This is a genomic window from Priestia sp. D3YE.R1 (assembly GCF_049199565.1).
Taxonomy (GTDB): Bacteria; Bacillota; Bacilli; order Bacillales; family Bacillaceae_H; genus Priestia; species Priestia aryabhattai.
The window spans coordinates 2,036,782-2,063,554 of sequence record NZ_JBLTHW010000001.1; the positions used below are offsets into that span (position 1 = coordinate 2,036,782).

A 26,773-nucleotide genomic window follows, 5' to 3' on the forward strand; every position below is an offset into this window, starting at 1 on the left:
CAATAAGGGAGAATTATAGGTAATGATAAGGATAAATTGGGATAGATTTAAAGTTAAAAATAAGGATTATACAAGTGCTTTTGAATCATTATGTTATCACATATTTTGCAGAAAACTAGGATTAAGTGAAGGAGCTATTGCCGATTTTAATCAAGTAGGGCTCGAAACAGAACCGTGCTTATTTTCTGATGGTAAATATTATGGTTTTCAATCAAAATTTTTTGAAAAGATGAATTATAAAAACTTAGATCATTCAATTAGCAAAGCACTTGAAAACTTTACTGATAAAGATCCAAATAAGAATAAATTAAATTATATTATTATTTTCCTTAATTGTAATATTAAAGTTAGTAGTAACAGTGCTAAAAGTATAACTGAAAAATGTAAGAAAAAAGGGGTCAAAGTCGAATGGTTCTTAACAAATAATTTTGAATCTATTTTAAATCAACCAGATAACTTAGATTTAGCTCAATTATTTTTTGGAGAAGCTGATAAATTGGGCTTTGTCTCAGACAGTAAAGCGATTAGATTGAAAACTTTACTTCTGTCTAGGGAATACATTGAATTAAGTCTTTCAGGTGAAAGGCAAAAAAAATCAGTAGCAGATTACTCGCAAATGATTTTGGAAAATAAAAAGAAAATCAATTTATTATTAGGTAATCCTGGTTCTGGAAAAAGTGTTTGTATGAGTAAATTGTTTCAATTGTACACAGGAGCCGATAAAGAAGATAAAAGTGATCAAATAATTACATTAGGTAAAGTTGAAGCTCTGGCCATGTATGTGAATTTAAACACAGTTTCTTTAGATAGTTTAGAAAATATAATTCGTAGTCGACAAGATGATTACAGTGTGAGGGAACAGAGTAGTAGGTTTATATACCTGTTCGATGGCTTAGATGAAGTTTCAGGTAGTAGGATAGATGCCACATTGGCATATATTTACGAGCTAGCTGAAAAAATATCCACTAAGACAATAGTTATATCCTGTCGAGTATCTAGTCCAAATAAGTTTAAACTAAAAAAGAGTTACAAAGATTTAACGGAATATCGAATTGTTGAATTATCTAAATACCAAATTAAACAGTATTTCTTAAATAAAGGAGTACGTGAAAAGCAAGAACAACTTCAATTACTTGAAACTTCTAATCCAAACTATTTTGAAAATATTCAAGATATATTAACTTTGTCAATATTATGGAAGCAAATAGATAAAGTAAGTGAAAATAGTTATATAGCGGATTTAATAGAGATCAGTGTAAATGAAACTCTTAGTAATCTAGACCATATTAAATATCTTAACGAGTTGAATATACCTAATCCTAAAAGACGCACTATTGTTGAATTAAATAAACAAATTTCTTTGTATAACTTTGAAAATCAAATTGTAAGCATTAAACATGAACAAATATACTCTATACTCTGTGAGCTACTACCAAGGTGTGACTATCATTCGATAAACAGAATAATAGATTTTTTAGCAGAAAATTATTTTGATGTATACGAAAGTGATACAGCACAGTCCTATACATACAGGCATAGACGATATTCTGAATATTTTTTAATGCTAAGTGTTATTGAAAAAATAAAAAAAGATAGTATGTATATTCGTGAAAAACATTTACTAATCAATAATGACTTTTTTTACAAAATGTTAATACCTTATCTGAAAAATAAAGCAATAAAAGAAAATGACCTATCTTTATCCTTTACTTTGGGCTTATATGACGTTTACTTAGGAAAAAACAGAAGTTGGGGAGTGGAGGGCTCTGCTTATAAATGGTCTGAATATTTAACATATGCACTAACTAGTCAAAAGAGCAATACTTTTGAAACTATTATAAACGATGTTAATCTTCCGTTTAAAGACTATTTTATGGAAGTGCCATATAAGATTGTAGAGAAACTTCAGAGAGTAGATCTTAAAGATAAATCACACAATACAGACTTAAATTACTTATTTAAGATATATTTTAGGAGTATAGTTGAACTTTATAAACATAATAAAATGGATATTGTAGATGATTTTATTATGAAAGGAAAAGAAATACTACAGCTAATTCAAGATAGAAAATATGAGATATTTTTTCATGATGAAAACATAAGAGATGAATTTTGGAAAAATAAATTCTATATAGATATAGTGATTAAAAAAGAAAAAACTATGAATGAATGGAGAAAAAATATTCTTGAGACAATAACTAACCTAACTGCAGGGGATTTTATGAGTGATTACCGACCAATAAAATTAACTGTTCTAACAGCATTAACTTACACCTTAACCTTAAATTGTCCAAATCAGCTAGCCTTGTTTTTGAAAGACTTTAATGAATATCAAATGGGGAGCTATCTACTTGTAGTTTGCGAACCTGAGTGTTTAGCGTTAATTAATCAAAACTCTGTGCTAAAACATGAAATTATTAATAGAATAAATTCTCTAAGACCATCTGAAGGGTTACACCAGGCATTAATTTATGCATTTAAAAAGTATGTTGGACAACCCCTGAATGACAGCGAAATAACATGCTTAGAAAAGTATATTAGTGATTTAAGTAGAATAGAAAGCTCTGTGTTCTGGAAAAACAGACATAATCTACTTGCATTTTTATCTTTACGTGATAGTGGTAGCGTTAGTACAAATATAAAATTAAATGATGAGTTGAATGCATATAATAAATTATACCAAATGTATGTTTCGGTTTTAAAGGAAGAATGTACATTAGCTAAACTAATAAGATGGTCATGCGAGTCTGGGATATTGAAAAAACCAGAGGTTAGTTATTATGCCAGGTTATTAATAGGCAAACTTCTAGCATTCTCAAATGAAAAAATAACAACTGTTAAAGGCTGTATAAATTACTTAAACCGAAAGAAAATAGATAATCTTCTAGTAGTTTATTTGCAAATAAAGAAATTAAATAATGTTAAATATAAAGAGCTAATTAATCCAGTTGAATTATTACCGTTATGCTCAGAGGAGAATTATAGAGATATAGATTACACTAGTACAAGCGAATCAATGTTTATTATTTCTTATTTGTTAGCTGATATTGACGCAAGTATAAGTTACGACTTCTTATTAAAGGGAGTTGAAGAAGGAACAATGAGATTAAATGCAAGAAAGGATACTTTAGTTGATGAAAAATTGATTAATTCGTTTGGAATTCTACTAAAAAACAACTGGATTAAAAGGGAACAAACATATGTTTACGTGGATAAACTAATTAATATGATCATAACACTGAACAAAAACAATGTTTCTAATAATGCGTTTCACACACTTTTAGATGTCTTAATAAAAAACAATTTTGAAATTGCTAATTATTGTTATGAGAAAATTTCGAAATCTGAGGCTTTATATAATGAAATACATTTCAATTTTGCCATTGCCATGGTTGATTTGGGGATACCATTCAAAAAGATTGAACAGTGTATTGCGAATTTTATCCCATTATTTGATCATTATCACCAAAGGACAGAGTGGTTTTATTACTATGGGAAAATTAAAGTTTATTTAGCCATAGGGTTATCTGATTTATATAGTAAATTAGATCAGACTAAGGCTTTAGAGAAGCTTCAAAATGAAATAGATTCTATGGAGTTTACTGGATGGGAAAGGAAATTCCATACAGATGAATATGAAGATTACTCTAAGTTATGTACTCGTTTTTCACAGGCAATAGACGCAGAAAAAATATTAGAAATTAGCCATTTTAGAAACAATATTGAATCAAGAAAAAAAGAATGTAACGTACAGAAAATGGTTTTAGAAATTAATAATAAAGAAAAACTACTATTATTTTTCCGAGATCTCCAAAATAAGTTTACTGTAGGGACTATCGAGCAATATGAAATCTTAGTGGATAAGTGTGTGGAATTTAATGGTGATATTGATGCTCTAATTAATTATATGAAGGAGTGTAGATACCCAAGTATAGGTCACTATAATCGTAACAGTAAAAATTTATATTTAGCGGTGGCTGCTGCGTTAAGGAATGCCAATACAAAACAACAAATGACGAGTTATTTAATAAATGATGGAGGAGGTCACGATGGTTATTATGAATTAATAAAAGCGTATGAAGTTCTAGGGGATAAAGAAATGTGCCTTAATTTATTTAATACCTTCTTTAATGCAGTTATCTTACTTACCTATTAAATTTTATTTAGGAAGAGGTTAAGTAGATAGAAAACAAAGGGGTTTTTGGTTGGAAATATCCTATAAGCAGTAGTTTGTAATTTTTTTTATCAAAATTTCGATTCAAAACCTGAATTAGCGAATATGAACTTTTCTGAATTCAGGTTTTTCTTGCTACGTTTTGTTAAGGTGAAAGTTTCACTTGAAATAGCATATTCTATGGTATCCGTCTGTGTTCTTATCCAACATACCTTTTCTTTACAGCCTAGAAGTAACCAAATCCTTTCTTCTCCTTAACACAATTTCATTGCACATTCGATACCCCTTTTAAATGCCAGATCAAACCAACTATGAGTTTGAAAATAGGAAGGCCAAAGCTGTATGGGTTTCGGTATACATACCTCTTGTCACACAAAATATTACACAGTTATTAATTATGTTAATTATCTTAATATAAAACTGTAATTATTAAAAATCATAAAGTCGGGAGTGAGATCGTTATGACACGAATTGAACTTTTGATAAGAGAAGCAGGATTATCTCAAATGGAATTGGCTAAAACAATAAGGGTTAGCTCTACCGCTATTGTCCAAGTTGAAAGAGGACATAGAAAATGTTGGCTCAAATTTTGAAATCATTAGCCCAGATTTTAAAAATGGAAGAGTTAAATTAAAAAAAATTATTTTTTATAAATGGATTCTAGATTGATATATATAGATTATTAATAATTTATGAAATATACATTTTTCAGTACATAATTGGAGAAAGTAGTGCGATATGAAATATATTGAATTTGGAAATCAAATTAACAAAAATTTTCTCGTTGATTGAATAATCTTTGCTAGTTATGAATAATACATTTTAACTTTGAAAAGGAGTATATCTACATATGAATTTCTTAATTAGAGACATTATATATTCTTCTATTAAGAATCTATTTATAAATCAACCTGAAATTTTTGAGAATACCATTCATACGAATCTAACGGAATGGAATCTCAGTTATCATCTAGCTAATGAAATAAGTAAATACCTTTTATGGTTAGATGTTGATTTGGATGTGTCTAAACGTAACTATCAGAATAGGAGACCAGATATTATTTTTCATAAAAGAAGAACTAACATACTAAATTTCTTAGTTATTGAACTAAAGAAATCAAAATATGATAATCAGTCAGATATTGTAAAGATAAAGAATGATTGGATGAATGAACCATTGAACTATAGATTTGGAGCCTACATTAATATTTGGGGTTTAAATAAATACAAAGCTATGTTATTTGACCATACTAGCGTAACAATTGAGGTTGGTGATAATTGTAGTTATATAAATGAGCCAGATATTAGTAATATTATTACCAGTAAATTAAAAAAACTTGCAGAAGAAATGAAAATTAAGGAGAATGTGGATACATTTGATAAAGTAAAGCAATGTAACTTTATAGATATAAATATAATTAATCTTTTTAAAAATCCTCCTAAGTTCTAAGATGAATTAGGAGGTTTTTTTATTTTATAAAATAACATTTTGTTAAAAAATACTTAATTAAGTACTTAAGTGTGCAATTTATTGGTAAACAGGAATTATTTGGATTATTACATCTTTTTAAAATTTTTCTCCATTTTTTGAGTAATCGGTGGTAGCAAATAGATTATAAAGTAAGAATTCAACACAGTATATTGGGGCCGTATAAGATATTTAATTAGTACTTTTTTAATAAAAAAATTAGGCGCGCGTATTATGAAAGGCGGTACTTTAGAACGGATGGAAAAGTTGCTATAATAAGGAAGTGGTACTTTCGAATCGTTACTGTTGAATTAAATATATAATAGGGTGGAGGTTTATAGCTTGTGGGGGAAATTGAAAATGAAGTAATAAAGAAAGATTTATCCCAAAAAGAAAAAATGTCAGAAGGTATAAGGCATGAAATTCTTGGATTTAACGAAGTTAACAAGGTAGAAGATGATCCAAATAAGCTAAGTAAGGAAATAGATATAATTATTAATAGTTTGTTAGACGAAGAAATCTCTTCGGAAAAATTAGGAGGGTTAATAGCTCTTAGAGGATTTATATATCAGTACTATATTGCTATATACCATATGTTGAATATGTTAGAAGAGGGAGAATGGAAGAGTCTAATCTATGAATACATTGATGACATAGCTTTACTAGGAGAAGACAAAATTCGATTTATACAAGTGAAAACTGAAAGAGAAGATGGTTCTACCCATTCTTTAACTCAGTCTTCAATTACTACTAGAGATAAGAAGTTAGATAGTTGGCTTGACAAATTGTTTTTAAATAAGTATGAGTTAGAGCAAAATGAGAAATTTAAAGGTATAGTGAGTACGGGAAAGAATCAATTCTCTTATGAATTTGAACTTGCTACTAATATGACATACGATAGCGGGGGGATTCTAGCATACTATAATGATTTGGTGGGGGATAAACATGAGAAAGACAAATTAGAGGAAACTATAAGTAAAACTTTTAAAAATAATAAAGAGAAAATTGAATATAATTTTACTGATTATATCTCTGATGGTGTAGGGTGGTGTTTAGAACGTTTTAGAATAAAGCATTATGGACGAACAGAAAAAGTTTGGTTCGATATTGTAAATAAAATTATGAATTTAATTAAAGATAATGACTTTGAATTAGCAAAAAGGATCTTTCAAAAGATCCTAATAAATGTTTTACAAAGAACTCATAATGATAATTTAGAAGAGAAAGATAATAAAAAATTATTAATATTTTCCTCAAGCGAAATAAGATTGTGGATTGAGGAGTTTGAGAAAGATGCTAGGAACGCTCTAGACGAAAAGAGACAGTTTAAACTGTTGGCTGCAGAGTTTGATAGCTGTTTTGAAGAGTTACATAGTCAAATAGAAAGCACCTGGGTTAATCCTTGGAAAAATAGATTAATAGAGACATTATTATGGGTCAAAGCGAGTTTATATAAGCGAAAAGATAGTGACCCACATGTTTTTGAAAGATTTGTAAATCGTCTTTTTTTTCTCACAAATGAAAGGAAAATTAGCATAGATGTAAAAAAGAGATTAAATAGTATATATTTATTAAACTCAATAAGAAATATTGTTTATTTTATGACATTTTACGAAGAAAGGTATTTTCTATTAGATTTAGATACAAATTTTATTCTTAAAAATGGTTGGAATGAAGGGGCTAATAAACAGTTATTTTCCATATATAATACAAGAGAAGAAGAAACAATTATTGTTTGTAGAGAACTGATAGAACAAAGTATTGAAAGATGTTCACTTCTAAGTACAACTAAAGAAGATGTTTGTTTTTTTGTGGTTGATTCTAAAGAAGGAATAAAAACTAATCGTTTTGTAAAAAAGAAAGTTAGCAGTGGTGCTGAATATCCAAAAGTAACTAATAAATATTCAAATGTTAAATTGATTGATAGTGAATTTATAGGGAAATTTCTTAATGAGGTTAATGAAGCATTGAAAGATGACATGGTGAGTTATGAACAAGTATTAGACTCCTGGTTAGAGGATTTAAAAGAAAAAATAAAGAAGGGGTGATTACATTTGGAAATTAGTATGTTGAGGGGAGAATTGAAACGTAAAGAATTTGCTACGCTTAATTATTTCTCCGAATTAAGTAGAGAACTTGCAGAACATTTGTTAGATAATGGTTTAGAGATTTGGAAAGATGACAATAGATATGTCGTTGTTAAGGAATATAAAAACAATTACGACTTTCTAAACTCTGCAGAAAAAGATCAGCTTAAAATATTAGCATTATTAGAAGAAATACCAACAAAATATAAAAATAACTTATATTTTTTTCTAGTAATTAATAAATTAACATCTAAAAATGACAAAGGTGTTTTAGAGTTGGAGAATGATAAAGTTACATTAGAAATAAATAGGTTAGAAAAAGATGCTTTTATATGTAGGAAATATGTTATTAAGACAACAGAAGACTTAGCAAGAGTACCTTTTTTAACTGAAAATAATATTAATAGAAAAACATATTTTAACTATGAGGAAATGTTTAAGAATGAGCTGTTAAAGATTGAGGATATTGATTTAAACGTAGTTAGAGCCGCTGAAACATACTTTAGCAATAAAGAGTATCCTAATCTTATTAAGGTATTAAGGGGGAGGGATAAAAATGAAAATAAATAAACTAAAATTAAAAAATTTTAGATTGTTTAGAGGGGATTACGAATTTGACTTTGGTAATAAGCAATTAATAATAATTGAAGGGCAAAATGGCAATGGGAAAAGTACAATATTTGATGCTATTGAATGGTGTATTACAGGGGAACTTAGACGTTATAAAGGATCTAGAGAACCAAGTAAATTTAATTTCTTGTTAAATCATGAAGCAAACCTGTTAGATACTGCTGAAATGTTTGTAGAATTGGAGTTTGTAAACGATAATGATCAAAAATATTCTATTAAACGTTCAATATTAAAAACCAACAGTAAACCACGAGGAGAGACTAATCTAACAATAAATGAAGAAGACTATTCTGTTAAAGAAGGCAACGAAAAAATTTTTGAGTTGATATCTAATCAGATTTCAAATGAGTTTGTAAATGAAACTGAAGAAATAGAGGTTCAAGAAAATACAGGGGTCAATTTAAAAAATATGATTGATTTCTTTTCAGCTACTCAAATTCTATCTCAAGACGAGTTGTCAGATTTTGTATTAGCTAAAAAACCGCAAGATCGATTTGCAACATTAGAGCGAATTTTAGGATTAGATAAATATGGCGAAAATTTTCGTAACTATTTAAAAATAGAAGGGCAAGATAAATTTAATGAATTGTTAAAACAAATTCATTTTAAGAAAGAGAATCTAATTAACAAAAAAAGGAACACCGAACAAGAACTGTATGAAATCTCCACACAAATAAAGAGTATCAATAGTAGATATCAAATTAATGAAGGTCTGGAAGAAATAGACATCATTAATCAAGCTAGTCAGATAATTAATAATATAACTAATATTTCTTTTGATAATCACAATAGAAAAGTTGATAAGAAACTTCAAACCACAATAAATAATATGAGAAAGAAAATTATCCGAAAAATAGAAAAGGAACAAAAGAAGAGAAATTTTATAGAAAGTAATAAAAGTATTTTTACAGTTCCTCGATCAGATATTTTAAAGCAAAAGATTGAACATGAAGAGATGTTAATGCAACTTGCACAAAAGATTAGAGTTAGAAATAGAGCTTTAAATAAATATAAAAATTACGAAAAAAGATTTAATTGGTTTAAAGACATTAGAAGGGATTATATAAGAGAAAGAAATGAATATGAAAACTTTGGCAAAGAAATAAATGATTTGAGAAAAAGGGTAGAAAATTATTATGCCAATCACTTAATTAATGAGATAAATGGTTTCTTTACTAATATAACTGACTTCAAAGCTCGATATGAAGCAGAAACTAAAAGTCAGAAAACAATAAATATATGTTTAAAAATTAAACAACTCATCGAGGATATAAAAAATAACAAAAATATTATTGATAAATTGAATAAAGAAATTTTTACATTAGACTCTACTGTACAACAAAAGGAAAGAGAATTTGAACTTTTGAGTATAAAGGCGGAACAGGTTAACAAAAAGATGGAAGATCATCAAACTAGCTTTATCAACCAAATGGTGTACGATGTTCAAGATTATCTTGTAAGTAGAGTGAATGATGAAAAAGAGTGTCCTGTATGTGGGCATTTGTATGAACCTAATGATTCTTTGGTTAAAGCAATTAAGGAAAAAATGAAAGTTAATAACAGCAAACTTAACAAGCTAGAGATCACCAAAGTTCATATTACTAACCAAGTTAACCAGCTAGCGAGTGATTTATATAAGGTAAAAGAGGATTTGAAATCTAAAAATGCTCAAAAGGAAAAATTACAAGAGAAGAACAACTTACTCTTAGGTGAAAAGGAAAGATTGAGCATAGAAATATCTAATGAATGGTTAGAAAAAGACTTTGAGAATTTATCAGTAATAGAAGCTAATAACACAAAGTTTCTAAATGATTTTCATTTACACTATCAAGTAGTAATAACTCTTGTAGAAATTGAAGATAGATTACTTAGTATAATTAAAAAGTCAGATGAAAAGAGAGCACAATTAACTTCTTTAATTACTGAAGCACAAGAATTCAAGGAAATGCTTGAGAATAACGAGAGTGAGATTAACAGTAAAGAATTAAAATTTAGTAATAAAAAAGCAAAGATTCAACAAGCTATTAATGAATATGAAAAGGATATTTCTAAGATAAAAGACGCTCTATCTAACTTAATTAGTACATTGTCTCATAGAAAAAGAAAGTTTGAAGAAATAACAAAAATAGTACCTCTAGTAACAGATGCATACTCCGCAATTCAAAATCAAGTTAACAAAATTGATGAACAGCTGTTTAATTATGAAAGTCAAGATCGAGAATTAAAATTACTACAAAGTAAAATAGATAATTTCTTATCTCAACAGTATTTAATGAGTCTAAGGGAAACTGAAGAGAAATTAGAAAATAAGCTTAATAAGTACAGTGTTTTAGAAGAAAACTATGATAGAACCTATAATAGATACAACAGATATGTGAGTCAGTTTGAAAATATAAAGGTGGAAAGTAAATCAATCCAAAGTAATTTAATGTCTAAAGTTATAAAAAAATATAATGATGTGATAGATAGATTGTTTTTACAAATAAGTCCTCATGCATTTACAAAGCATGTAAACTTAATATCGAGAAATGGGAATTTATACATAATCCTGAGTGAGGAAAATAAGGGGGATTTATTAGATAATTTGTCAGACGAAGAGCTTTATTATGAAAGTAATGCTAGTTTAACACTTAGTTCAGCTCAGGCGAATGTATTAGCTATCTGTATATTTTTTGCCCTTAATATGTCGCAGAACTGGACAAAAATAAAGTTTTTAGGTATAGATGATCCTTTCCAAAACATGGACGATATTAACGTGTTTTCTTTTATTGATACACTTGGTAGTTTACAAAAGGAAAACCAAATTATTATTAGTACTCACAATGAAGAGTTTTCTAATTTAGTTAAAAGGAAATCAGAGTTAGCAAATGACAAAATCGGTTATATAAAACTAAAATCATATAGTAAAGAAAAGATTGATTATATAGTTAACTGATTAGGTTTATGGATGTTTTTGGATTATATTTACTTTTTATATAATGGTTACTGGATTAAACTAGTCTTATAGAACATAGTTAATAGATAGAGAAGAATAGCGGATTCTTCTCTATCTTTATTTTTTAGTTGAGAAGAGGGTTAAAGGCAAGTGGTTCGCCTTTTATGAATCTATGGGTAATCTTTAGGTTGTGGTAAAAGATATCAAGAACAGGGGAGGCACCACCTACTAAAGAAGAATCTAAAGAACAAAGATATTTGTTATATTTACGTACATTTTCTTCTTGTTTCATCATGTATAACTTTTCTAAATCATGTTCTGTTAAAACTCTGGTTGCAACCTCATAACAAATAAAAGCCGAATTGTCTAATACACAAGCTACTATTATATGCCCTATTATAGATTCTTTTTCAATTTGATTTAACTGTGAATCACTAAAGCTCCCTTGAATGCTAATGAGAACATTTTCTAATTGCTGTAATTCAGTTTTTGTTTTCACTTTTTTTCGTCCTTTCTATGTCTAAGTTTATTTTATTGAGTTTTACGAATACATCGTAATACTCTTCAATCCACCAGTAATTTTCAGGTGCTTTTTTTTTTATAAGGTTTAATATATTTTTTTTACTACCATCTGATTGTTCGTAAATACAGATCATTTTTTCTTCGAATTCTTTTATCTTATAATCTATTTTGTCCTTACAGTAAGAATTACTTTGTTTCTTACTAATAGCCTCTTCTATTTTTTGTAATCTAGTTTTAAGACTCAAAATTTCACCCCTTATTTTTGTTATTTAATTTCTGTTCAAGTTGCTCAATGCGATCAGCCAGATTTCCTAACTCCATGGACTTCAAAGAAGTATTAGAGAGTGTAGCAATAGTTTTAGCTTTATCAGTTGACATCTCTCCATCTTGGAGTAAGGTGTTTATAACTTTCGAAAGTAATCGTCTGATATCTTGTGGTTTATTAAGTCGAATATTTCGACCAAACTCATTCATTATTTCACTCCTTTTTTTTACAGTCTGAAAGAATATGTCTAAATTAGGAATTAAAGAACATTTAAGTGTACAAAAAGTATACAAAAAGTATTAGTATTCTATATTTTTATAAGAATCTTAACCTAATTAAATAGCTCTTTTGAATACAAGAAAGGGTAATTCTCAACAATTGTCGGTATGTCGGGCAAGGTAAATCTTAAATAATAAGGTGAAAAAGATTAAAAGAAATAAAATACCTGACAAACCGACAGTTAATAAAATTAAAAAATAACAGTTTTAAAATAATACATCTTACTTGCTAAAATAACTTGAAGAATAAACTTATTCTTCCATTCGTATTTAATTTTTCTACAAAATCTCCATGTCCGCGTTCTTTGATTTCTTGAAACAATCTCAGGACATCATTCTTTGTTTTAACACCGCTTATATTCAATCTTTGAAAATCACGAAGGTTTATTAATTTATTTGGAGCATTTTTATTAATATGGTCTATGGCCTTATTAATGTTGATGGTTAATTTGTCTTTATACAGTAAACTGTACACCTTTTTTGAATGAGATTTAAAATAGTTAGTTAACCGAATACCTGCCAATATTGTCTTATCATCAATCTCCAAATAATTTCTCTCGTGGCAAACATAATGCAATAAGTGAAGTATTAATGATAAACGAAGAAAATAGCCCGGCATCTTTGCCCATGTTCCTTTCAAAAAAGAAGGAAATTCAGGATCATTCATTTCATGCTGTAATAAATCATGCCATTTTCTAAATAGTTCTTTTGCACTTTTGTTAAAGTGGATCTTAGTAGAGGAACCATCTTTGTTGTAAGGAAGGCAATACAGTTTATAAAAAATGGTTTCATACGAATCCATAGTTTTCTGATCCATTTCGATGTCACTCCAATAAGAAGGAGTTGGTTCTGGAAAAGAAAATAGAATACGATCTATAAAGCCGTCATTTCTATCTCCATGCATTAAAGTTCCTAGTAAATCAGGTTGAATTCCTCCAACCACACTTACAAAAGGGCATTTAATATTTGTTCTTTTTCCTTTCCTATTTATATAAATAGATTCCCCGCTCCAAATAGAGAGCCAGTTTTGACGATCTGAACCTTTTGCTCTATATTGATCCATTGCTTTTACCCAACCAATCAGTTCATCCCTAAAAAAGAGGATACCTCTATTATTGTTCTCCATCATTTCTGCCAAGGCCTCCCAAGTTGCATCAGAAGTAATAATCTGTGATTGGTTGGGGAATTCAGGAGGAAGGGGTTTATCTTCATTGAATTCTAACTGGTTTTTGCGCATTCTTTTCTTCCAGGAATCAATTTCTAAGTCATATATTGCTTGTCGTGTATGATAATCTTCAAATGCAATAGAATATTTCTTATCTTCATCTTGTTGAATCTTTTGAATACCTGCCATTGCTAAATTCAGAGCAGGAGTTTTTTTACTTCCGGGTTCTGCAACTATTCCACAATAGACTCTTCCGCCTTCTATCCAGCCTTTTTTTGCTTCAATAACTGTGCTGTTACCTACAGCTACTCCTGCACATACTAAAATTGGTACTGCAATAAAGTCCACTGGACATTGAAGTGAATCTGATGCCTGTTTTAAAAAAATTTGGATTTGCTTTGGGAAAATTGATAAAGGAAATTCTCCCTTATCAATTTCTCCAGTTGTCTCACTTTGGTTGTTTGTTGTATAATTTAATAAAGATGATAATAAACTTTCTTCCGCTTCTATTACAGAAGTGGATTTTTTTTTATCTTTTTTATTGGTTTCTATATTTCTTACATTGTTGGTAAGTCTGTTCAAAGCATTGGTAGTTTTAGACTCATGCATTTTAATTAATCCTCCTTTGTCCGATGAGATAAAAATGTCTTTTTAATAAGAGTCATTTTTATCGCTATTGGCAGAATAGTAGTCTTTTTCTTGACTAATCATCCATTCTTCAATAGATTCACGACGAAATAGTAGTCTTTTTCCAATACGTAAGCAGGGAATTCGTTTTTCTTGTACCATTTTATAAATTAAATCTTTTGAAACACCTATGCACTCGGCTGCTTCCTTTACAGTGAGAGTTAACTTATTCATTTGAATCCTCATTTCTCTCTTTAGACATTTCAATTTTTATCTCTTTTATAGCATCAAGTATTTCCTTTTTATCACATTTGTTCATTTCTTTTCGAAACCTCCTAAACAATGTGTTTTCATGGATTCCTAGTTTTTCTGCAATTAGCCAGGTAGGTATTTTTCCTTTCGCCTGTCTTAATTCTTTATTTCTTATAGTCATTTTAAGGTCCCCTTTCTTTTGTGGTGGTGATGTTATATAATAAGTTTACTGTAAAAAAGGTTACCAAAAAAGGTGTAAATATAGTAACCATAAAAAGAGGTGTTTTTTTGGCTAAGGAAAATAATCAAAATGAAAAACAAATTGATTTTTCTACTAGTTGGTATAAAAATGAAGAATATCAGCTTAAAGATAATCAAGTTATTCCTAAATCAACTTCTATAGAAAGTTATGATCCTTTTGATTACTACAGGGATCCACTTCCTGGATGGATGGTAGAATATGTTTTTGGAAATGAAAAAAAAGGGCGTAAGATGTTTATTCACACTTCTTTTGCAAGTTTAGACGTTAACAATAATCAGCAGATTCTTAATTGGATTAATCTATTTGGTTTTCCCTTCTTTTCCTTTCTTTTAGAAGAAAAAGAAAAGAGAAAAAAGTTGTACGAAAATAAAGAGGGCATCTTTTTTCCAAATAGTATTATGACGTTTTCAAAGAAAATTGGGAGATTTATCCTGCATACCAATGAAAGAAAAAATAACCTTTCATTAGATGTATCTCGCTTTGAAAAAGATGGACTTTATTTAGAAGAAATAAAAGAAGAAATAAGAAGAATTAATGTAATTCTAGAATTAAGTGAAGTAAAAAAAGGAATGGATCTATTCTCGCTTTCTAATAATGCAAATGATGTGTTATCAGCTTGGAGGATTTATGTTCCACAATTTAGAGAATTAGGCGAGGAAAGAGGTGAGGAGAGTGAACTAGTTTTTGAGTTAACAGTCCAAAAATATCTTCAAGAGACATTTAACCTTGCTTTAGAAGCTGTAAGTCCTACAATATCTTTTGAAAAACAGGAGACAATATGGGGATGGCGCTTTGATTCTTTATTAGCTGCCATCTATATCATGCTTTCTTCAGACATCTCTAACAAGCTGCTTCCTAGAAGGTGTGCTTACGTCAAATGTAAAACTTATTTCAAGCCAGGTAGAGAAAAAAACATCTACTGTACACCAGAGTGTCAAGAGAAGGCTAAAACATATAGATCAAGAGAAAAGAAAAAGATGGAAGTATATGAACTATGGAAGGCTGGTAAAACATTAGAAGAAATAAATAATATTGTGAAAGGTGAGAAGTCCCGAATAAAGGGTTGGATTAATAAATTTAATAAATGGGGGAACTAAAGTGGCTGGTAGTATTGAAAAGCGAGGTAAAAATTCATGGCGTTTGGTATATAGTTTAGGTGTAGGTGCAAATGGTAAGAGGTTAAAGAAAACAAAAACTGTAAAAGGGGTTACAAAACGAGAAGCACAAAAGCTATTGGCTCAATTTGTCACAGAAATTGAAGCAGGAGAATATATTGCCCCTGAAAAAATGCTGTTTTCAGCTTTTATTGAAGAGTGGAAAAGTAAATATGCAGAAGCACACCTCAGTCCTAATACATTGGTCACGTACTTGCTACATTTAAAAAATCGTATCATTCCTTATTTCGGTGAAATGAAATTAGACCAAATTAAAGCTATGCATATTTTAAACTTTTTAAAATCTCTAGAAGCTGAGGGGCTGAGAAAAGATGGGAAGGAGGGGACTTTATCTACCTCTACCATTGAATACAACCACAGGATATTAAAAAATATTTTCAATCGAGCTGTCGAATGGCAACTCATTAAGAAAAATCCTATGGAGAATATTAAGAAGCCTAAGCGGATACAAAAGGAAACATCAGTATACGACAAGGAAGAAGCGGAATTATTAATGAGTTGTTTGCAAAAAGAAGAAACGATGTGGAGTGTTATGATTAAAATTGCTATTACAACTGGTTTAAGAAGAGGAGAGTTATTAGGACTCGAATGGAAACATGTTGACTTAGAAAAAGGTACTCTTCAAGTTAAGCAAGCTTTATCATATGTCAATCAAAAACATATTATTAGAGAACCCAAAACTAAAAATTCCATTAGAACAGTTACTCTTCCAGAAGCATTGGTCGATGAATTGAAAAAGTATAAATCAACTTGGAACAAAAAACGACTAAAAGCAAGTGATCTATGGGAAGGAGGACAATATCAGTTTTTGTTTACCTCATGGCATGGAAAGCCGCTTCACCCTTCAAGTATTACTACGTGGTGGAGAAGGTTTGTAACTAGACACAAACTACGATATATTCGGTTCCATGATTTAAGACATACATCGGCAACATTACTCATTAATAGCGGTGTCCATGCAAAAATAATAAGTTCCCGTTTAGGACATGCCGATATTAGAACGACAATGAACATATATGGCCATGCTTTACAAGAGGCAGACAGGGAAGCAACGAAACATTTCGATAAGCTATTCACTAATAATACAAGAAGAGATTTAGAAGCATAAAATTAATTCTAAATCTCTTTATAAATCCAACTGTCCCCAATGTGTCCCCAAATAATCTGTACCACTAAAAAACAAATAATCTGTTATATAGAAAAAGACTTCATTTATCAAGGTTTTCTCTGCTCCTGTTTATAGAAGCATAGGGTGATTGAACCCCAGATTTCTACGCTGCCAGCGTGGATATCTTGTTATATAAAATTTTAAATACTTCAAATAGAAACAAGAAATTAATCTAAAGTACGGTCATATTAATTCCAGTTTCTCTCTATAAATTGAAACGCAGGTCGTAAATTTGTTTTATTAGCAATTGAAACAAGAGCGGGTACCACTGAAGGATCCGTTTTAGAGAAATTAGGAATCCTCGGATTTAACCGGAAAAACTGATCGCCTAAAAGCTCAGAGCTAACCATTGATTCATAATAGCTCGATCCACCAGAGATAATCTGAAGAAACGGAAGCAACGGTTCATTAGGAGACCGGTCTAAAAGTACTCCCCAATTTGGCGGAAGGTCTTCCATATCTTCAGGTCGTATGTTATCGGCACTCACCATTCCCCATCCCTTTGTATCTCTTCTTAATTGAGTTGGTTGCTCACCTGTTCCGATGGATAATACGGCAATTTGATCTAACGGCTGCTTTGCTTTTCCCACTGCAAACGCGATACTAGCTGTACTGGTATTAGTTGCTACTGTATAACCATCTACGTAGTTTTGATAAGCTCTTTGCGTTGCGGGAGCACCGCTGCTCCTAAGTATTACGTCACTCGCTTTTTCATTAAGATAAGGGGAACCAGGAAAGTTGTGGAATAACACTGGATTCCAACGATTCAGCTCCGGTGAAAATAAGTGGAACGCAGGTACAACAATTCGTTTCTTTAAGTCTCTAAGGCGAAGGTCTCGGGGGAAAAACGTTCGTATGGCTTTAATAAAACCAGAATAGGGTACTTGTTGATTAAAAACAGGTCCGCCCGGTCGGGAAACGCTGAACGCCGGTAAGATGTGATCTTTGAAAAACTGAAACGTCTCTTCTGGTGATCTTCCGCTTGCTAGTGCAAGAGCAGTAAATGAACCAATTGAATTTCCTGAAAAAACATTGGTTTTACTAATTAACTCTGGGTTTCGGTGAGCCAATCTATTCAGAAGCTGTAAACTTAAAGCACCTAAAGTACCGCCTCCATCAAAGGTCATAATCCGATATTTTGTCAAAGGTGATTTCTCCTTTCGAATCCCATCAGAGGTATCATTCTGTATATGTTTATTTTATGTGCTGTAGAGGTATGATTATCTCTTTTGCGGATTCTTCAGGATTCAAGTTATGCAGATAAGCATACTTGTCCAGAACCCCTCCAGTAAGTTTTCTATTCTCTGTTTCCTTCCTTTAAACTGTGTGTCTTTTTTGAAGAAAATTCATAGGATATAGCATCTTATCTGTATTATGTGAGAAAGGGGTTATATCGTGGAGGAAACAAAGCTTACTGGACGAATCGTTACACCTGATGATGCGGAATATGATCAGGCTAGAACAAATAATAATTTAGGTGTGCCTAAATTTCCGAGAATAATTGTATTTTGTCAGAATACAAACGATGTAGTAAATGCATTGAAATGGGTAAAGGAAAATCATGTCCCATTTCGAATTAGGAGCGGTAGGCATAGCTATGAAAATTTTTCAATAGTAAACGGTGGATTAGTGATTGATGTTAGTGAAATGGATAGAATCACGTTCAACTCTAAAGACATGACAGCGAAAATAGAAGCAGGAGCTAATCTAGGGAAAGTATATAATGAATTATGGAAAAAAGGAACGACTATCCCTGCAGGAACGGAAAGCAGTGTAGGTCTTGTAGGCCTTGTGCTTGGCGGAGGAATTGGGATGTTATCAAGGTTGTTTGGGCTTACCTGTGATAATTTGCTTGAAGTTGAAATGGCCATAGTAAATGAACAGCGAGAAGTTGAACTCATTAAGGCAAATAAAAATCACAACAGTGATCTCTTTTGGGCTTGTTGTGGCGGTGGGGGCGGAAACTTTGGTATTGTTACGTCCCTTACATTCAAGGTGCAGCCTATCTCAAAGGTGTCAATCTTTTCAATTGCATGGGAGTGGGAAGATTTTGAAGCTGCTTTTGATGCATGGCAGCACTGGGCCACCAATACCGATAAGCGCTTAACTTCGGAGATTGAGTTAAAATCGAAAGAAGCAAATCAGATTATCGCTCAAGGTGAGTTCGTTGGTTCATCATTCAAGTTAAAGGAACTTCTGCAGCCTTTAATAGATGTTGGTTGTCCTAAAAAAGTAGTAATAAAGGAAGTTTCATATATTGAAGCTGTACAATTTTTTGACGATCCGAGCGGAAACCAACCCGCTCCTCGAAAAAGGTCAGGCTCTTTTCTTAATAAACCTTTTCCAAAAGAGGCCATTTTAACAATGAAGCATCTTTTAGAAAATGCTCCGAATGAAAAATCTAGTATTTGGCACCAATCTCTTGGAGGAGCAGTGGAGGAAGTTGGCTCTAATGAAACGGCCTTCTATTATAGAGATGCTGTTATCGCACAGGAGTACCTTGCTACATGGAGCCATCCTTCAGAAGAGAGAGCAAACATTCGCTGGATTGAAGACTTAAGGAATGCTTTATCGAGATATACAACTGGAGATTATGTGAACTGGCCGGACCGGTTCATCAGAGATTGGCCAACGGCGTATTATGGAGAGAATTTTAAAAAGCTTCGAGAAGTGAAACGAGCATATGACCCGTGCAATCTATTTCATTTCCCTCAAAGCATCCCGCCGTTTATTAACTGGTTTTAAAGATCATCTTTCAAGTTGGAGGGCCAAACAATACCCATCTTAAAGGAGATGGGTTTTTGTGTCTATTTCATCTTCTTTTCCTAAGAACGTGAAAAAGGCAGAAAATATTATAGCGCACAGTGGCAAGCAGTTATTTTATCAATAGACGCTTGCATTATACGAGAAACATACATAAATTTCATAAACATTGACATTCCCTTCCAAACCGCATACAATAGCTACTAATAAAAGCACACAAATTCGTTGAAGAGAATCAGTACGCTGCAAGTTTGTTCCACAGAGAGCTGGTGATAGCTGAAAGCCAGTGTTCAAGCGGCAGGGGAATATCCTCTCTGAGAAGTCAAACTGAACTATAAGTAAGTTTGAACGGTAGTCTACCGTTAAAAAGAACGCGTATGATTGTACGTTGCTGAGTGCTATTGATGAACGGATCAATAGAAGCCAGGGTGGTACCGCGGTTAAAACCCGTCCCTAGTCATAGGGACGGGTTTCTTTGTGTGCTTTTAACTTTAAAAGGAGTGGTATCACATGAAAGAAGTGAATGTAAGGGAGTCTTCGCAAGAGCGCGAACAGCGTATCCAGCAGCAGTGGCAAAAGGGAAATGTGTTTCAGCAGTCGGTTCAAAACCGAGAAGGGCATCCTTCGTTTGTATTTTATGAAGGGCCTCCGACAGCAAACGGTCTTCCTCATGTCGGGCACGCGCTTGGCCGTACCATTAAAGACGTTGTGGCTCGTTATAAGACGATGACAGGGCATCAAGTGATCCGAAAAGCAGGCTGGGATACGCACGGACTTCCGGTTGAGCTCGGTGTTGAAAAGCAGCTCGGAATTTCAGGAAAGCATGATATTGAAAAATACGGCGTAGAAGCTTTTATTAACAAGTGTAAGGAAAGTGTGTTTGTGTATGAAAAGCAGTGGCGCACGTTCACGGAGCAGCTTGGCTATTGGGTTGATATGGAAGACCCTTACATCACCTTGGAGAATTCATACATTGAAAGCGTATGGAACGTGCTTGGCACGATTCATGACAAAGGACTTCTTTATAAAGGCCACCGCGTATCACCTTACTGCCCGAGCTGTCAAACGTCATTAAGTTCGCATGAAGTAGCGCAAGGGTATAAAGATGTAAAAGATTTAACGGTAACGGTGAAATTTAAAGTGAAAAACCGCGATAATGAGTATTTTTTAGGTTGGACGACAACGCCTTGGACGCTTCCATCAAACGTGGCGCTTGCGGTGCATGAAGAAATGAACTACGTGCGCGCCGAGCAAGGCGGCAGCGTGTATATAGTGGCAGAAGCGCTCGCAGACAAAGTGTTAAAAGGAGAATATAGCGTTTTATCTCATCATAAAGGAAATGAGTTAAAAGGGATGTCGTATGAGCCGCCGTTTGATTTTGTGAACGTTGAAAAAGGTCATGAAGTCGTGACGGCTGATTATGTAACGGACCAAAGCGGAACGGGCGTTGTTCATTTAGCACCTGCTTACGGTGAAGATGATTACAGAGTTGTAAAAGAAAACGGCTTTTCATTTGTGAACGTAGTGGATGAAAAAGGGCAGTACACATCTGAAGTGCCGCCGTTTCAAGGGCGTTTTGTAAAAGACTGCGACGTTGATATCGTTCGCTACTTAGCAAATCAAGACGTGCTGTATCATAAAGAAAAGCATGAGCATAGCTATCCGTTTTGCTGGAGATGTGACTCGCCGCTTCTTTATTACGCAAATGAAAGCTGGTTTATCCAAACGACGGCGTCAAAAGAACAATTTTTGAAAAATAATGAAAGCGTGAAGTGGTACCCGGATCATATCAAGCACGGTCGATTTGGCAACTTTTTGGAAAATATGGTGGACTGGAACATCAGCAGAAAGCGCTACTGGGGAACGCCGCTGAACGTATGGGAATGCGAAGAATGTCAGCATCAAGTAGCTCCAAAAAGCATCAAAGAGCTTCAGAAACATGCGTCTCATTCCGTGGATGACAGCATTGAACTGCATAAGCCTTATGTAGATGACGTGCAGCTAACGTGTCCGGTCTGCAGCGGAGAAATGAAGCGAACGCCGGAAGTGATTGACGTTTGGTTTGACAGCGGGTCGATGCCGTTTGCGCAGTATCACTATCCGTTTGAAAATAATGAACTGTTTCAAAAGCAGTTTCCGGCAGACGTTATCGCAGAAGGAATTGATCAAACGCGCGGCTGGTTTTACAGCTTGATGGCAGTTTCAACGCTCTTTACTGGAAAAGCGCCTTATAAGCGCGTTTTGTCTCTTGGCCACGTGTTAGATGAAAACGGTCAAAAGATGTCTAAAAGTAAAGGAAATGCGCTAGACCCTGTTGATCTTATTCATACATTTGGTGCGGATGCGCTTAGATGGGCGCTTTTAGCAGACAGTGCACCTTGGAATCCGAAGAAATTTTCAGAGCGGGTCGTGCAAGAAGCGAAATCAAAAGTTATTGATACGCTTGTGAACGTGTACGGCTTTTACGTTCTGTACGCCAAGCTTGACGGCTATAACCCTGAGCAAACGTATGAATTGAAAAAAACAAAATTGGATAAGTGGATTCTTTCACGTTTGCATAGTACGGTTAAGCGAGCAACAGCATATCTTGAAGATTACGGGTTTACAAGCGCCGCTCGTGAAATCGCAGCATTTATTGAAGAACTAAGCAACTGGTATGTGCGACGTTCCCGCGATCGTTTTTGGTCAGAAGGAATGGACGGCGAAAAAGCAGCAGCTTACGATACGCTTCATGAAGTACTAGTGACATTAAGTCAACTATTAGCACCGTTTACGCCGTTTGTTGCGGATGATGTTCATGAAAATCTAACAGGGAAAAGCGTTCATTTGGCAGACTATCCTGTGTATGATCAAACGAAAGTGAACGAAAAGCTGGAAAAAGAAATGGCAGCGGTGCTGCAAGTAGTTGAACTAGGCCGAAGCATCCGAAATACGCATTCGTTAAAAGTAAAGCAGCCTCTGCAAAGTCTTTCGCTTGTGGTAACGGAAGAAGATGTAGAGTGGGAAGCGTACCATGATGTCATCAAAGATGAGCTTAATGTGAAGAACTTTAACGTGGAGCAAGACGATGACAAACTGGTTTCATACGTATTAAAACTTGATTTTAAACAGGCGGGACCGAAGTTTGGAAAACAAGTAAATGAGGTCAATCAAGCATTAAAGAACCTTTCAGAAGAGCAAGGAAAAGAGTTTGTTGAACAAGGCAAGCTGAGTGTTACGCTTGCTTCAGGAGAAAACTTAACGCTTGAAACGGCAGACGTACTTGTTGAAAAAGTGCCAAAAGAAGGTTTTGCAGTTGCATCAAACGGCATGTATACTGCGGTGTTGGATACGGCGTTAACCGAAGAACTCGTGCAGGAAGGAGTCGCTCGTGAAGTAATTCGAGCGGTTCAAGACTATCGTAAAAAGCTGGATTTACCCGTGAATTTACGTATTGATTTGGAGCTTAGCGGAGACGAAGAAGTGAAGGAAGCCGTTGCGAAGTTTGAAACGCTGCTTCAAGAAAATCTTCTGCTGCACAGTCTCAGTGTGAAAGAAACTATCAAAAACGGAGAGACGGTAAAAGTCGGAACAAAGCAAGTTGTGCTTCGTGTTTTAAATCAGAGCCGATAAAGAGAGGCAAAGATAAGTTGAAGTAATGTACGAACGGTTTATTTGTTAACCGTTCGTTTTTTCTGTTTTTATAGTGAACGTAGCTGCTTCTAGCTGTGGATTGGAGGGCAAGACGAAGACTCCTGCGGGAGAAGCGGAACAGGTGAGGCCCCGCAGGAGCGAAAGCGACGAGGAGGCTCAGCACCCGCCCGCGGAAAGCGAAGTCTTGCACGGAAATCAACAGCGGGGTAACAAGCAATTCATACTAATCATTCACCCGATTTGTTCGTCTTTAGGTGAGATGAATTTCGGTATTTCTAAATCTCTCTTTTTACCTTTAATCAAACTGTCCGAGAACATTTTTAAGACTCGGCCAAACGATTTCAAAAGGAGCCGCTAGTACATACTCTTTTCCGTTTTCATCTTTAAAGTGCTGTACAAAACGGTATTTTCCTACTTTGTAGTTAGGAGTTGCGATATCTTGTTTGAATGATTTCCCTGGCTTTAGCGTGACAGTTTTATCAGGAAACTCCAATCCGTTTAGCACAACTTTGTACCACTTGCCGTCTTTTAAGTGATCCGCCGTATTTTCATAAGGAATTGTTAAGGTATGCGTCGAATTGTTTTGGATAACAAAAAAGCCAAACTGCGTTTTATCGTATTTTTCGCTTACAGCAGATAGCGTAATGACACCTCCGTCAGTGTTAATGGAAGAAGGAATGTTTTTTTCTTGTTTGGCTCCAAGTTCCATTTTTTGACCGTTATAATCGATATAGCCAAAAATACAAAACAAGATAATAAAAATGCCTAGTATTAGTATAAGTGTTCGTACTATTTTCAAAAGCTTTGCACCACCTTTTTCACTCTTCCATTATACGGAAAACTTCTTGTTTGAAATAGTATGAATTTACATTTTCTATATCACTTTTTTGAAAGGAATGATTGAAATGAGACAAATTATAGCCATGGGCGGCGGAGGTTTTTCGATGGAGCCGGATAACTTGCTGCTGGATCAATACATACTTTCACAAGCTCATACAGATGTGCCGAAAATCTGTTTTATCCCTACAGCCAGCGGAGATGCGGATAATTATATAGAAAGGTTTTATGAAGCGTTTGAGAAGTTGATATGCACACCGTCTCATTTATCGCTGTTTTCTCAAAACTTTATGAATTTAAAAGCATATGTGATGCAGCACGACATTTTGTATGTAGGCGGCGGTAATACAAGGAATATGCTTTCTTTATGGAAAGAGTGGGGACTTGATACAATTTTAAAGGAAGCTTATAAAAAAGGAATAATTTTAGCAGGAATAAGCGCAGGTTCGATTTGCTGGTTTGAAGAAGGCGTCACTGATTCAATGAACAACAACCTGTCTAAAATCGACTGTTTAGGGTTTTTAACCGGCAGCAACTGTCCTCACTACGACGGAGAAAGCAATCGAAGACCTTCGTATCATGAGTTAATGGCAAGCGGAGAAATGAAAGAAGGCTATGCTGTAGATGATGGAGTCGCGCTGCATTTTAAAGATGAGAAGCTATCGGCATCAGTTAGCTCAAGACCAACAGCAAAAGCGTATGCTGTTAATCGAAAAGCGAGTAAAGTCATTGAGCATGAACTCCTGGTGACGTATTTAGGTGATGACAAGCAATAAATGGCCGCTTCCCATGTTTCTCTGTATAAAATGGAGATTATTCGTACATATATAAGCAGAGACTCTATATAGGAGGTTACTTCAGTGAGTTATGAACGATACTGGGGAAACATACATGAACAAAGCGATAAGCTGCAGAAGTTATTATCGTCGTATTGGCATCAGTATTCAGATTTTGGAAACTGGCAGTTTTGGGTGGTACTCGCTTCACTCGTTCTTCCTCTTGTGTTGTTGTATTTTACCGTAGACCGGACGAGGATCTTTGAGGTGTTTTTCTTCGGTTACACAGTGCATATGCTTTGGGCATATATTGATATTGCACTTGGGAGAAGCGGTCATTTAACGCACACGTTTTTCTTAACGCCGCTGCTTCCCAACGCAACGAATATTACCGCTTCTATTTTGCCAGTAGGCTTTCTGCTGCTTTATCAATATTGTACAAATCATCAAAAGAATTTTTATCTGTATACGATTCTGCTGAGCGCTGTTTTTTCGTTTGGACTGGCGCCTCTTGAACATCATTTTAAATTTATTGATTCAAGAAAAGGAATGAGTTTGTTTTATATTTTTCTTATTGATATAGGAATAACGCTAGTGGCGTACTGGGTTACAAGGCTGCTTGTAAAAGCAAAAGCCGCAGCCTATCGTAAAGCGGAAAAAGAAAGCTGAAAAAATGTTTCAAAATGAGTAGTTAAGGGTATACATACACTTAAGACAAATCGAGGTGAAAAAATTGTATTACTATCGCATTTCAGAAGGACAAGACGAAATGTACTCTGAGACAATTGTTGTCCATGAAGAACAGTTTGATCAAGGTACATTCGAAGAAATGGTAAAAGAAGCGATGATCGATAAGCCCGGCAAAATCGACCAGGTGGACATTGTGAAATATTTAATTGGACATTATCATTTCCAAGTTGCATATATTGAAGCAGCCTTTCATAGCACGTATATAGAAGAACAATAATGTTATGTATTCGTTAAGAAACCCCGTTGCATTGGCAGCGGGGTTTCTTGTCTCTACCAAGATCGATAGTGATAAGGGTTTTGAGGTTGATAATAAGAATTCTGAGACGGAGGATACGTATAAGGAGGAGTCTGGTGGTGAACGGGGCCTCCTTGTTTTTTCTTTTTATAGTGTTCTTTTTCTCCGCATTCGTCTGTTGGTCCAATTACGATGGTTTGATTTTTTAACGGAGCCAGCGTTTTCTTTAGCTGCTCTGGATCTAAGCAGTACGTGTGAGCAAGCACTTCAATAGGCGTCTTATTTAAAATATCAGATCCAAAAATGTATTCCGGATACGGAGCGTCAAAAATAGCGAGTAAATGTGTATTGTCTTCAGACGCAATCTCCCAGTGCCACCAGCCTTGAGGGATATTGGCTACTTGACCGGGAGTAATCGGAATATTTGTGACTTCGTTGTTAAACGGATTGATTAATGAAACGACGGCTGAGCCTGAAATACAGTAAACAAGCTCAGCGGCATTTTGATGATAGTGCGGTTCGACCACGCGGCTTTTGCTTAAGTAAATATCGAGTAACGATACGTTTCCAAGAGTATTTAGCACATCTCTTCCTAGCCGGTTAATATAGTTTTCATCATTGCGCGTATTGAGTCTGTTTTTGTTCACATCAGAAAAGTATTGTACGTTTGGATTATTGTAATCCATATAGGATGTTGGCATAAACATTCAGCTCCTATTTACAATTTTTAAGGTGATGTATCGTATGTAAGGAAGAAAAAATTGTGACAAT

21 protein-coding genes and 1 other annotated feature are annotated in these 26,773 nt (G+C 33.6%); of the genes, 12 read left to right on the top strand and 9 right to left on the bottom strand.

Annotated features, from left to right (window positions below; genetic code table 11):
- Positions 1 to 22: 22 nt before the first annotated feature.
- From ACOZIR_RS10825 to ACOZIR_RS10845, 5 genes are all read left to right on the top strand, one after another.
- Positions 23 to 4,156: an NACHT domain-containing protein gene (locus ACOZIR_RS10825; protein WP_421535581.1), complete on the top strand. Its 4,134-nt coding sequence runs from the start codon at positions 23 to 25 to the stop codon at positions 4,154 to 4,156.
- Between the two features lie 868 nt (positions 4,157 to 5,024).
- The gene (locus ACOZIR_RS10830; RefSeq protein WP_421535582.1) at positions 5,025 to 5,624 is read left to right on the top strand and encodes a hypothetical protein; all 600 of its coding nucleotides are present in this window, start codon (positions 5,025 to 5,027) and stop codon (positions 5,622 to 5,624) included.
- 362 nt (positions 5,625 to 5,986) lie between these two features.
- Complete coding sequence (locus tag ACOZIR_RS10835) at positions 5,987 to 7,690, top strand: dsDNA nuclease domain-containing protein (protein WP_421535583.1); 1,704 nt, start codon at positions 5,987 to 5,989, stop codon at positions 7,688 to 7,690.
- 6 nt (positions 7,691 to 7,696) lie between these two features.
- The gene (locus ACOZIR_RS10840) at positions 7,697 to 8,299 is read left to right on the top strand and encodes an ABC-three component system middle component 1 (protein WP_421535584.1); all 603 of its coding nucleotides are present in this window, start codon (positions 7,697 to 7,699) and stop codon (positions 8,297 to 8,299) included.
- Positions 8,286 to 11,294 carry an AAA family ATPase gene (locus tag ACOZIR_RS10845; RefSeq protein ID WP_421535585.1) on the top strand — a complete coding sequence of 1,003 codons (3,009 nt, stop codon included), beginning with the start codon at positions 8,286 to 8,288 and terminating at the stop codon, positions 11,292 to 11,294. The genes ACOZIR_RS10840 and ACOZIR_RS10845 overlap by 14 nt, the downstream gene beginning before the upstream one ends.
- Positions 11,295 to 11,418: 124 nt before the next feature.
- Here the strand turns inward: ACOZIR_RS10845 and ACOZIR_RS10850 are convergent, their stop codons facing one another.
- From ACOZIR_RS10850 to ACOZIR_RS10875, 6 genes are all read right to left on the bottom strand, one after another.
- A complete protein-coding gene (locus ACOZIR_RS10850; RefSeq protein WP_421535586.1) occupies positions 11,419 to 11,793 on the bottom strand; it encodes a hypothetical protein in 375 nt (124 codons plus the stop codon).
- Complete coding sequence (locus ACOZIR_RS10855) at positions 11,777 to 12,061, bottom strand: hypothetical protein (RefSeq protein WP_421535587.1); 285 nt, start codon at positions 12,059 to 12,061, stop codon at positions 11,777 to 11,779. Before ACOZIR_RS10855 ends, ACOZIR_RS10850 begins: the two co-directional genes overlap by 17 nt.
- Positions 12,062 to 12,065: 4 nt before the next feature.
- A complete protein-coding gene (locus ACOZIR_RS10860) occupies positions 12,066 to 12,290 on the bottom strand; it encodes a hypothetical protein (RefSeq protein WP_421535588.1) in 225 nt (74 codons plus the stop codon).
- A gap of 298 nt (positions 12,291 to 12,588) precedes the next feature.
- Positions 12,589 to 14,133 (bottom strand): YfjI family protein, encoded by a 1,545-nt coding sequence (locus ACOZIR_RS10865; protein WP_421535589.1) that lies wholly within the window; start codon positions 14,131 to 14,133, stop codon positions 12,589 to 12,591.
- Positions 14,134 to 14,175: 42 nt separating this feature from the next.
- On the bottom strand, positions 14,176 to 14,385 hold the full coding sequence (locus ACOZIR_RS10870; RefSeq protein WP_421535590.1) for a helix-turn-helix domain-containing protein: 210 nt from the start codon (positions 14,383 to 14,385) through the stop codon (positions 14,176 to 14,178).
- A complete protein-coding gene (locus tag ACOZIR_RS10875) occupies positions 14,378 to 14,584 on the bottom strand; it encodes a hypothetical protein (protein WP_421535591.1) in 207 nt (68 codons plus the stop codon). The genes ACOZIR_RS10870 and ACOZIR_RS10875 overlap by 8 nt, the downstream gene beginning before the upstream one ends.
- Positions 14,585 to 14,691: 107 nt before the next feature.
- On the opposite strand from ACOZIR_RS10875, the gene ACOZIR_RS10880 reads away from it, so the two are divergent.
- Positions 14,692 to 15,762 carry a hypothetical protein gene (locus ACOZIR_RS10880; protein WP_421535592.1) on the top strand — a complete coding sequence of 357 codons (1,071 nt, stop codon included), beginning with the start codon at positions 14,692 to 14,694 and terminating at the stop codon, positions 15,760 to 15,762.
- A gap of 1 nt (position 15,763) precedes the next feature.
- Positions 15,764 to 16,948 (top strand): site-specific integrase, encoded by a 1,185-nt coding sequence (locus ACOZIR_RS10885; protein ID WP_421535593.1) that lies wholly within the window; start codon positions 15,764 to 15,766, stop codon positions 16,946 to 16,948.
- Positions 16,949 to 17,196: 248 nt separating this feature from the next.
- Here the strand turns inward: ACOZIR_RS10885 and ACOZIR_RS10890 are convergent, their stop codons facing one another.
- Entirely contained in the window at positions 17,197 to 18,153 is a 957-nt protein-coding gene (locus ACOZIR_RS10890; RefSeq protein WP_421535594.1) for a patatin-like phospholipase family protein, read from the bottom strand.
- 250 nt (positions 18,154 to 18,403) lie between these two features.
- Here ACOZIR_RS10890 and ACOZIR_RS10895 point away from each other — a divergent pair, with 250 nt between their 5' ends.
- Together ACOZIR_RS10895 and ileS are read left to right on the top strand one after the other, a co-directional pair.
- The gene (locus ACOZIR_RS10895; protein WP_421535595.1) at positions 18,404 to 19,753 is read left to right on the top strand and encodes an FAD-binding oxidoreductase; all 1,350 of its coding nucleotides are present in this window, start codon (positions 18,404 to 18,406) and stop codon (positions 19,751 to 19,753) included.
- Between the two features lie 234 nt (positions 19,754 to 19,987).
- Positions 19,988 to 20,229 (top strand) — a binding site (T-box leader).
- 52 nt (positions 20,230 to 20,281) lie between these two features.
- On the top strand, positions 20,282 to 23,383 hold the full coding sequence (ileS, locus tag ACOZIR_RS10900) for an isoleucine--tRNA ligase (RefSeq protein WP_421535596.1): 3,102 nt from the start codon (positions 20,282 to 20,284) through the stop codon (positions 23,381 to 23,383).
- Positions 23,384 to 23,699: 316 nt separating this feature from the next.
- Here ileS and ACOZIR_RS10905 read toward each other — a convergent pair whose 3' ends face one another.
- Positions 23,700 to 24,203, bottom strand: coding sequence for an immunoglobulin-like domain-containing protein (locus tag ACOZIR_RS10905; protein ID WP_045292198.1), 504 nt, complete (start codon positions 24,201 to 24,203; stop codon positions 23,700 to 23,702).
- Positions 24,204 to 24,309: 106 nt separating this feature from the next.
- On the opposite strand from ACOZIR_RS10905, the gene ACOZIR_RS10910 reads away from it, so the two are divergent.
- The 3 genes from ACOZIR_RS10910 to ACOZIR_RS10920 all read left to right on the top strand — a co-directional run bounded on the left by ACOZIR_RS10910 (position 24,310) and on the right by ACOZIR_RS10920 (position 25,984).
- Positions 24,310 to 25,017, top strand: a complete 708-nt coding sequence (locus ACOZIR_RS10910; RefSeq protein ID WP_310878594.1) for a peptidase E — start codon at positions 24,310 to 24,312, stop codon at positions 25,015 to 25,017.
- Between the two features lie 84 nt (positions 25,018 to 25,101).
- The gene (locus tag ACOZIR_RS10915; protein ID WP_045292195.1) at positions 25,102 to 25,686 is read left to right on the top strand and encodes a hypothetical protein; all 585 of its coding nucleotides are present in this window, start codon (positions 25,102 to 25,104) and stop codon (positions 25,684 to 25,686) included.
- Between the two features lie 55 nt (positions 25,687 to 25,741).
- Complete coding sequence (locus ACOZIR_RS10920) at positions 25,742 to 25,984, top strand: hypothetical protein (protein WP_303527864.1); 243 nt, start codon at positions 25,742 to 25,744, stop codon at positions 25,982 to 25,984.
- A 53-nt stretch (positions 25,985 to 26,037) separates the two neighbouring features.
- On the opposite strand, the gene ACOZIR_RS10925 is transcribed toward ACOZIR_RS10920, so the two are convergent.
- Entirely contained in the window at positions 26,038 to 26,703 is a 666-nt protein-coding gene (locus ACOZIR_RS10925; protein WP_045292192.1) for a cupin domain-containing protein, read from the bottom strand.
- Positions 26,704 to 26,773: the final 70 nt, after the last annotated feature.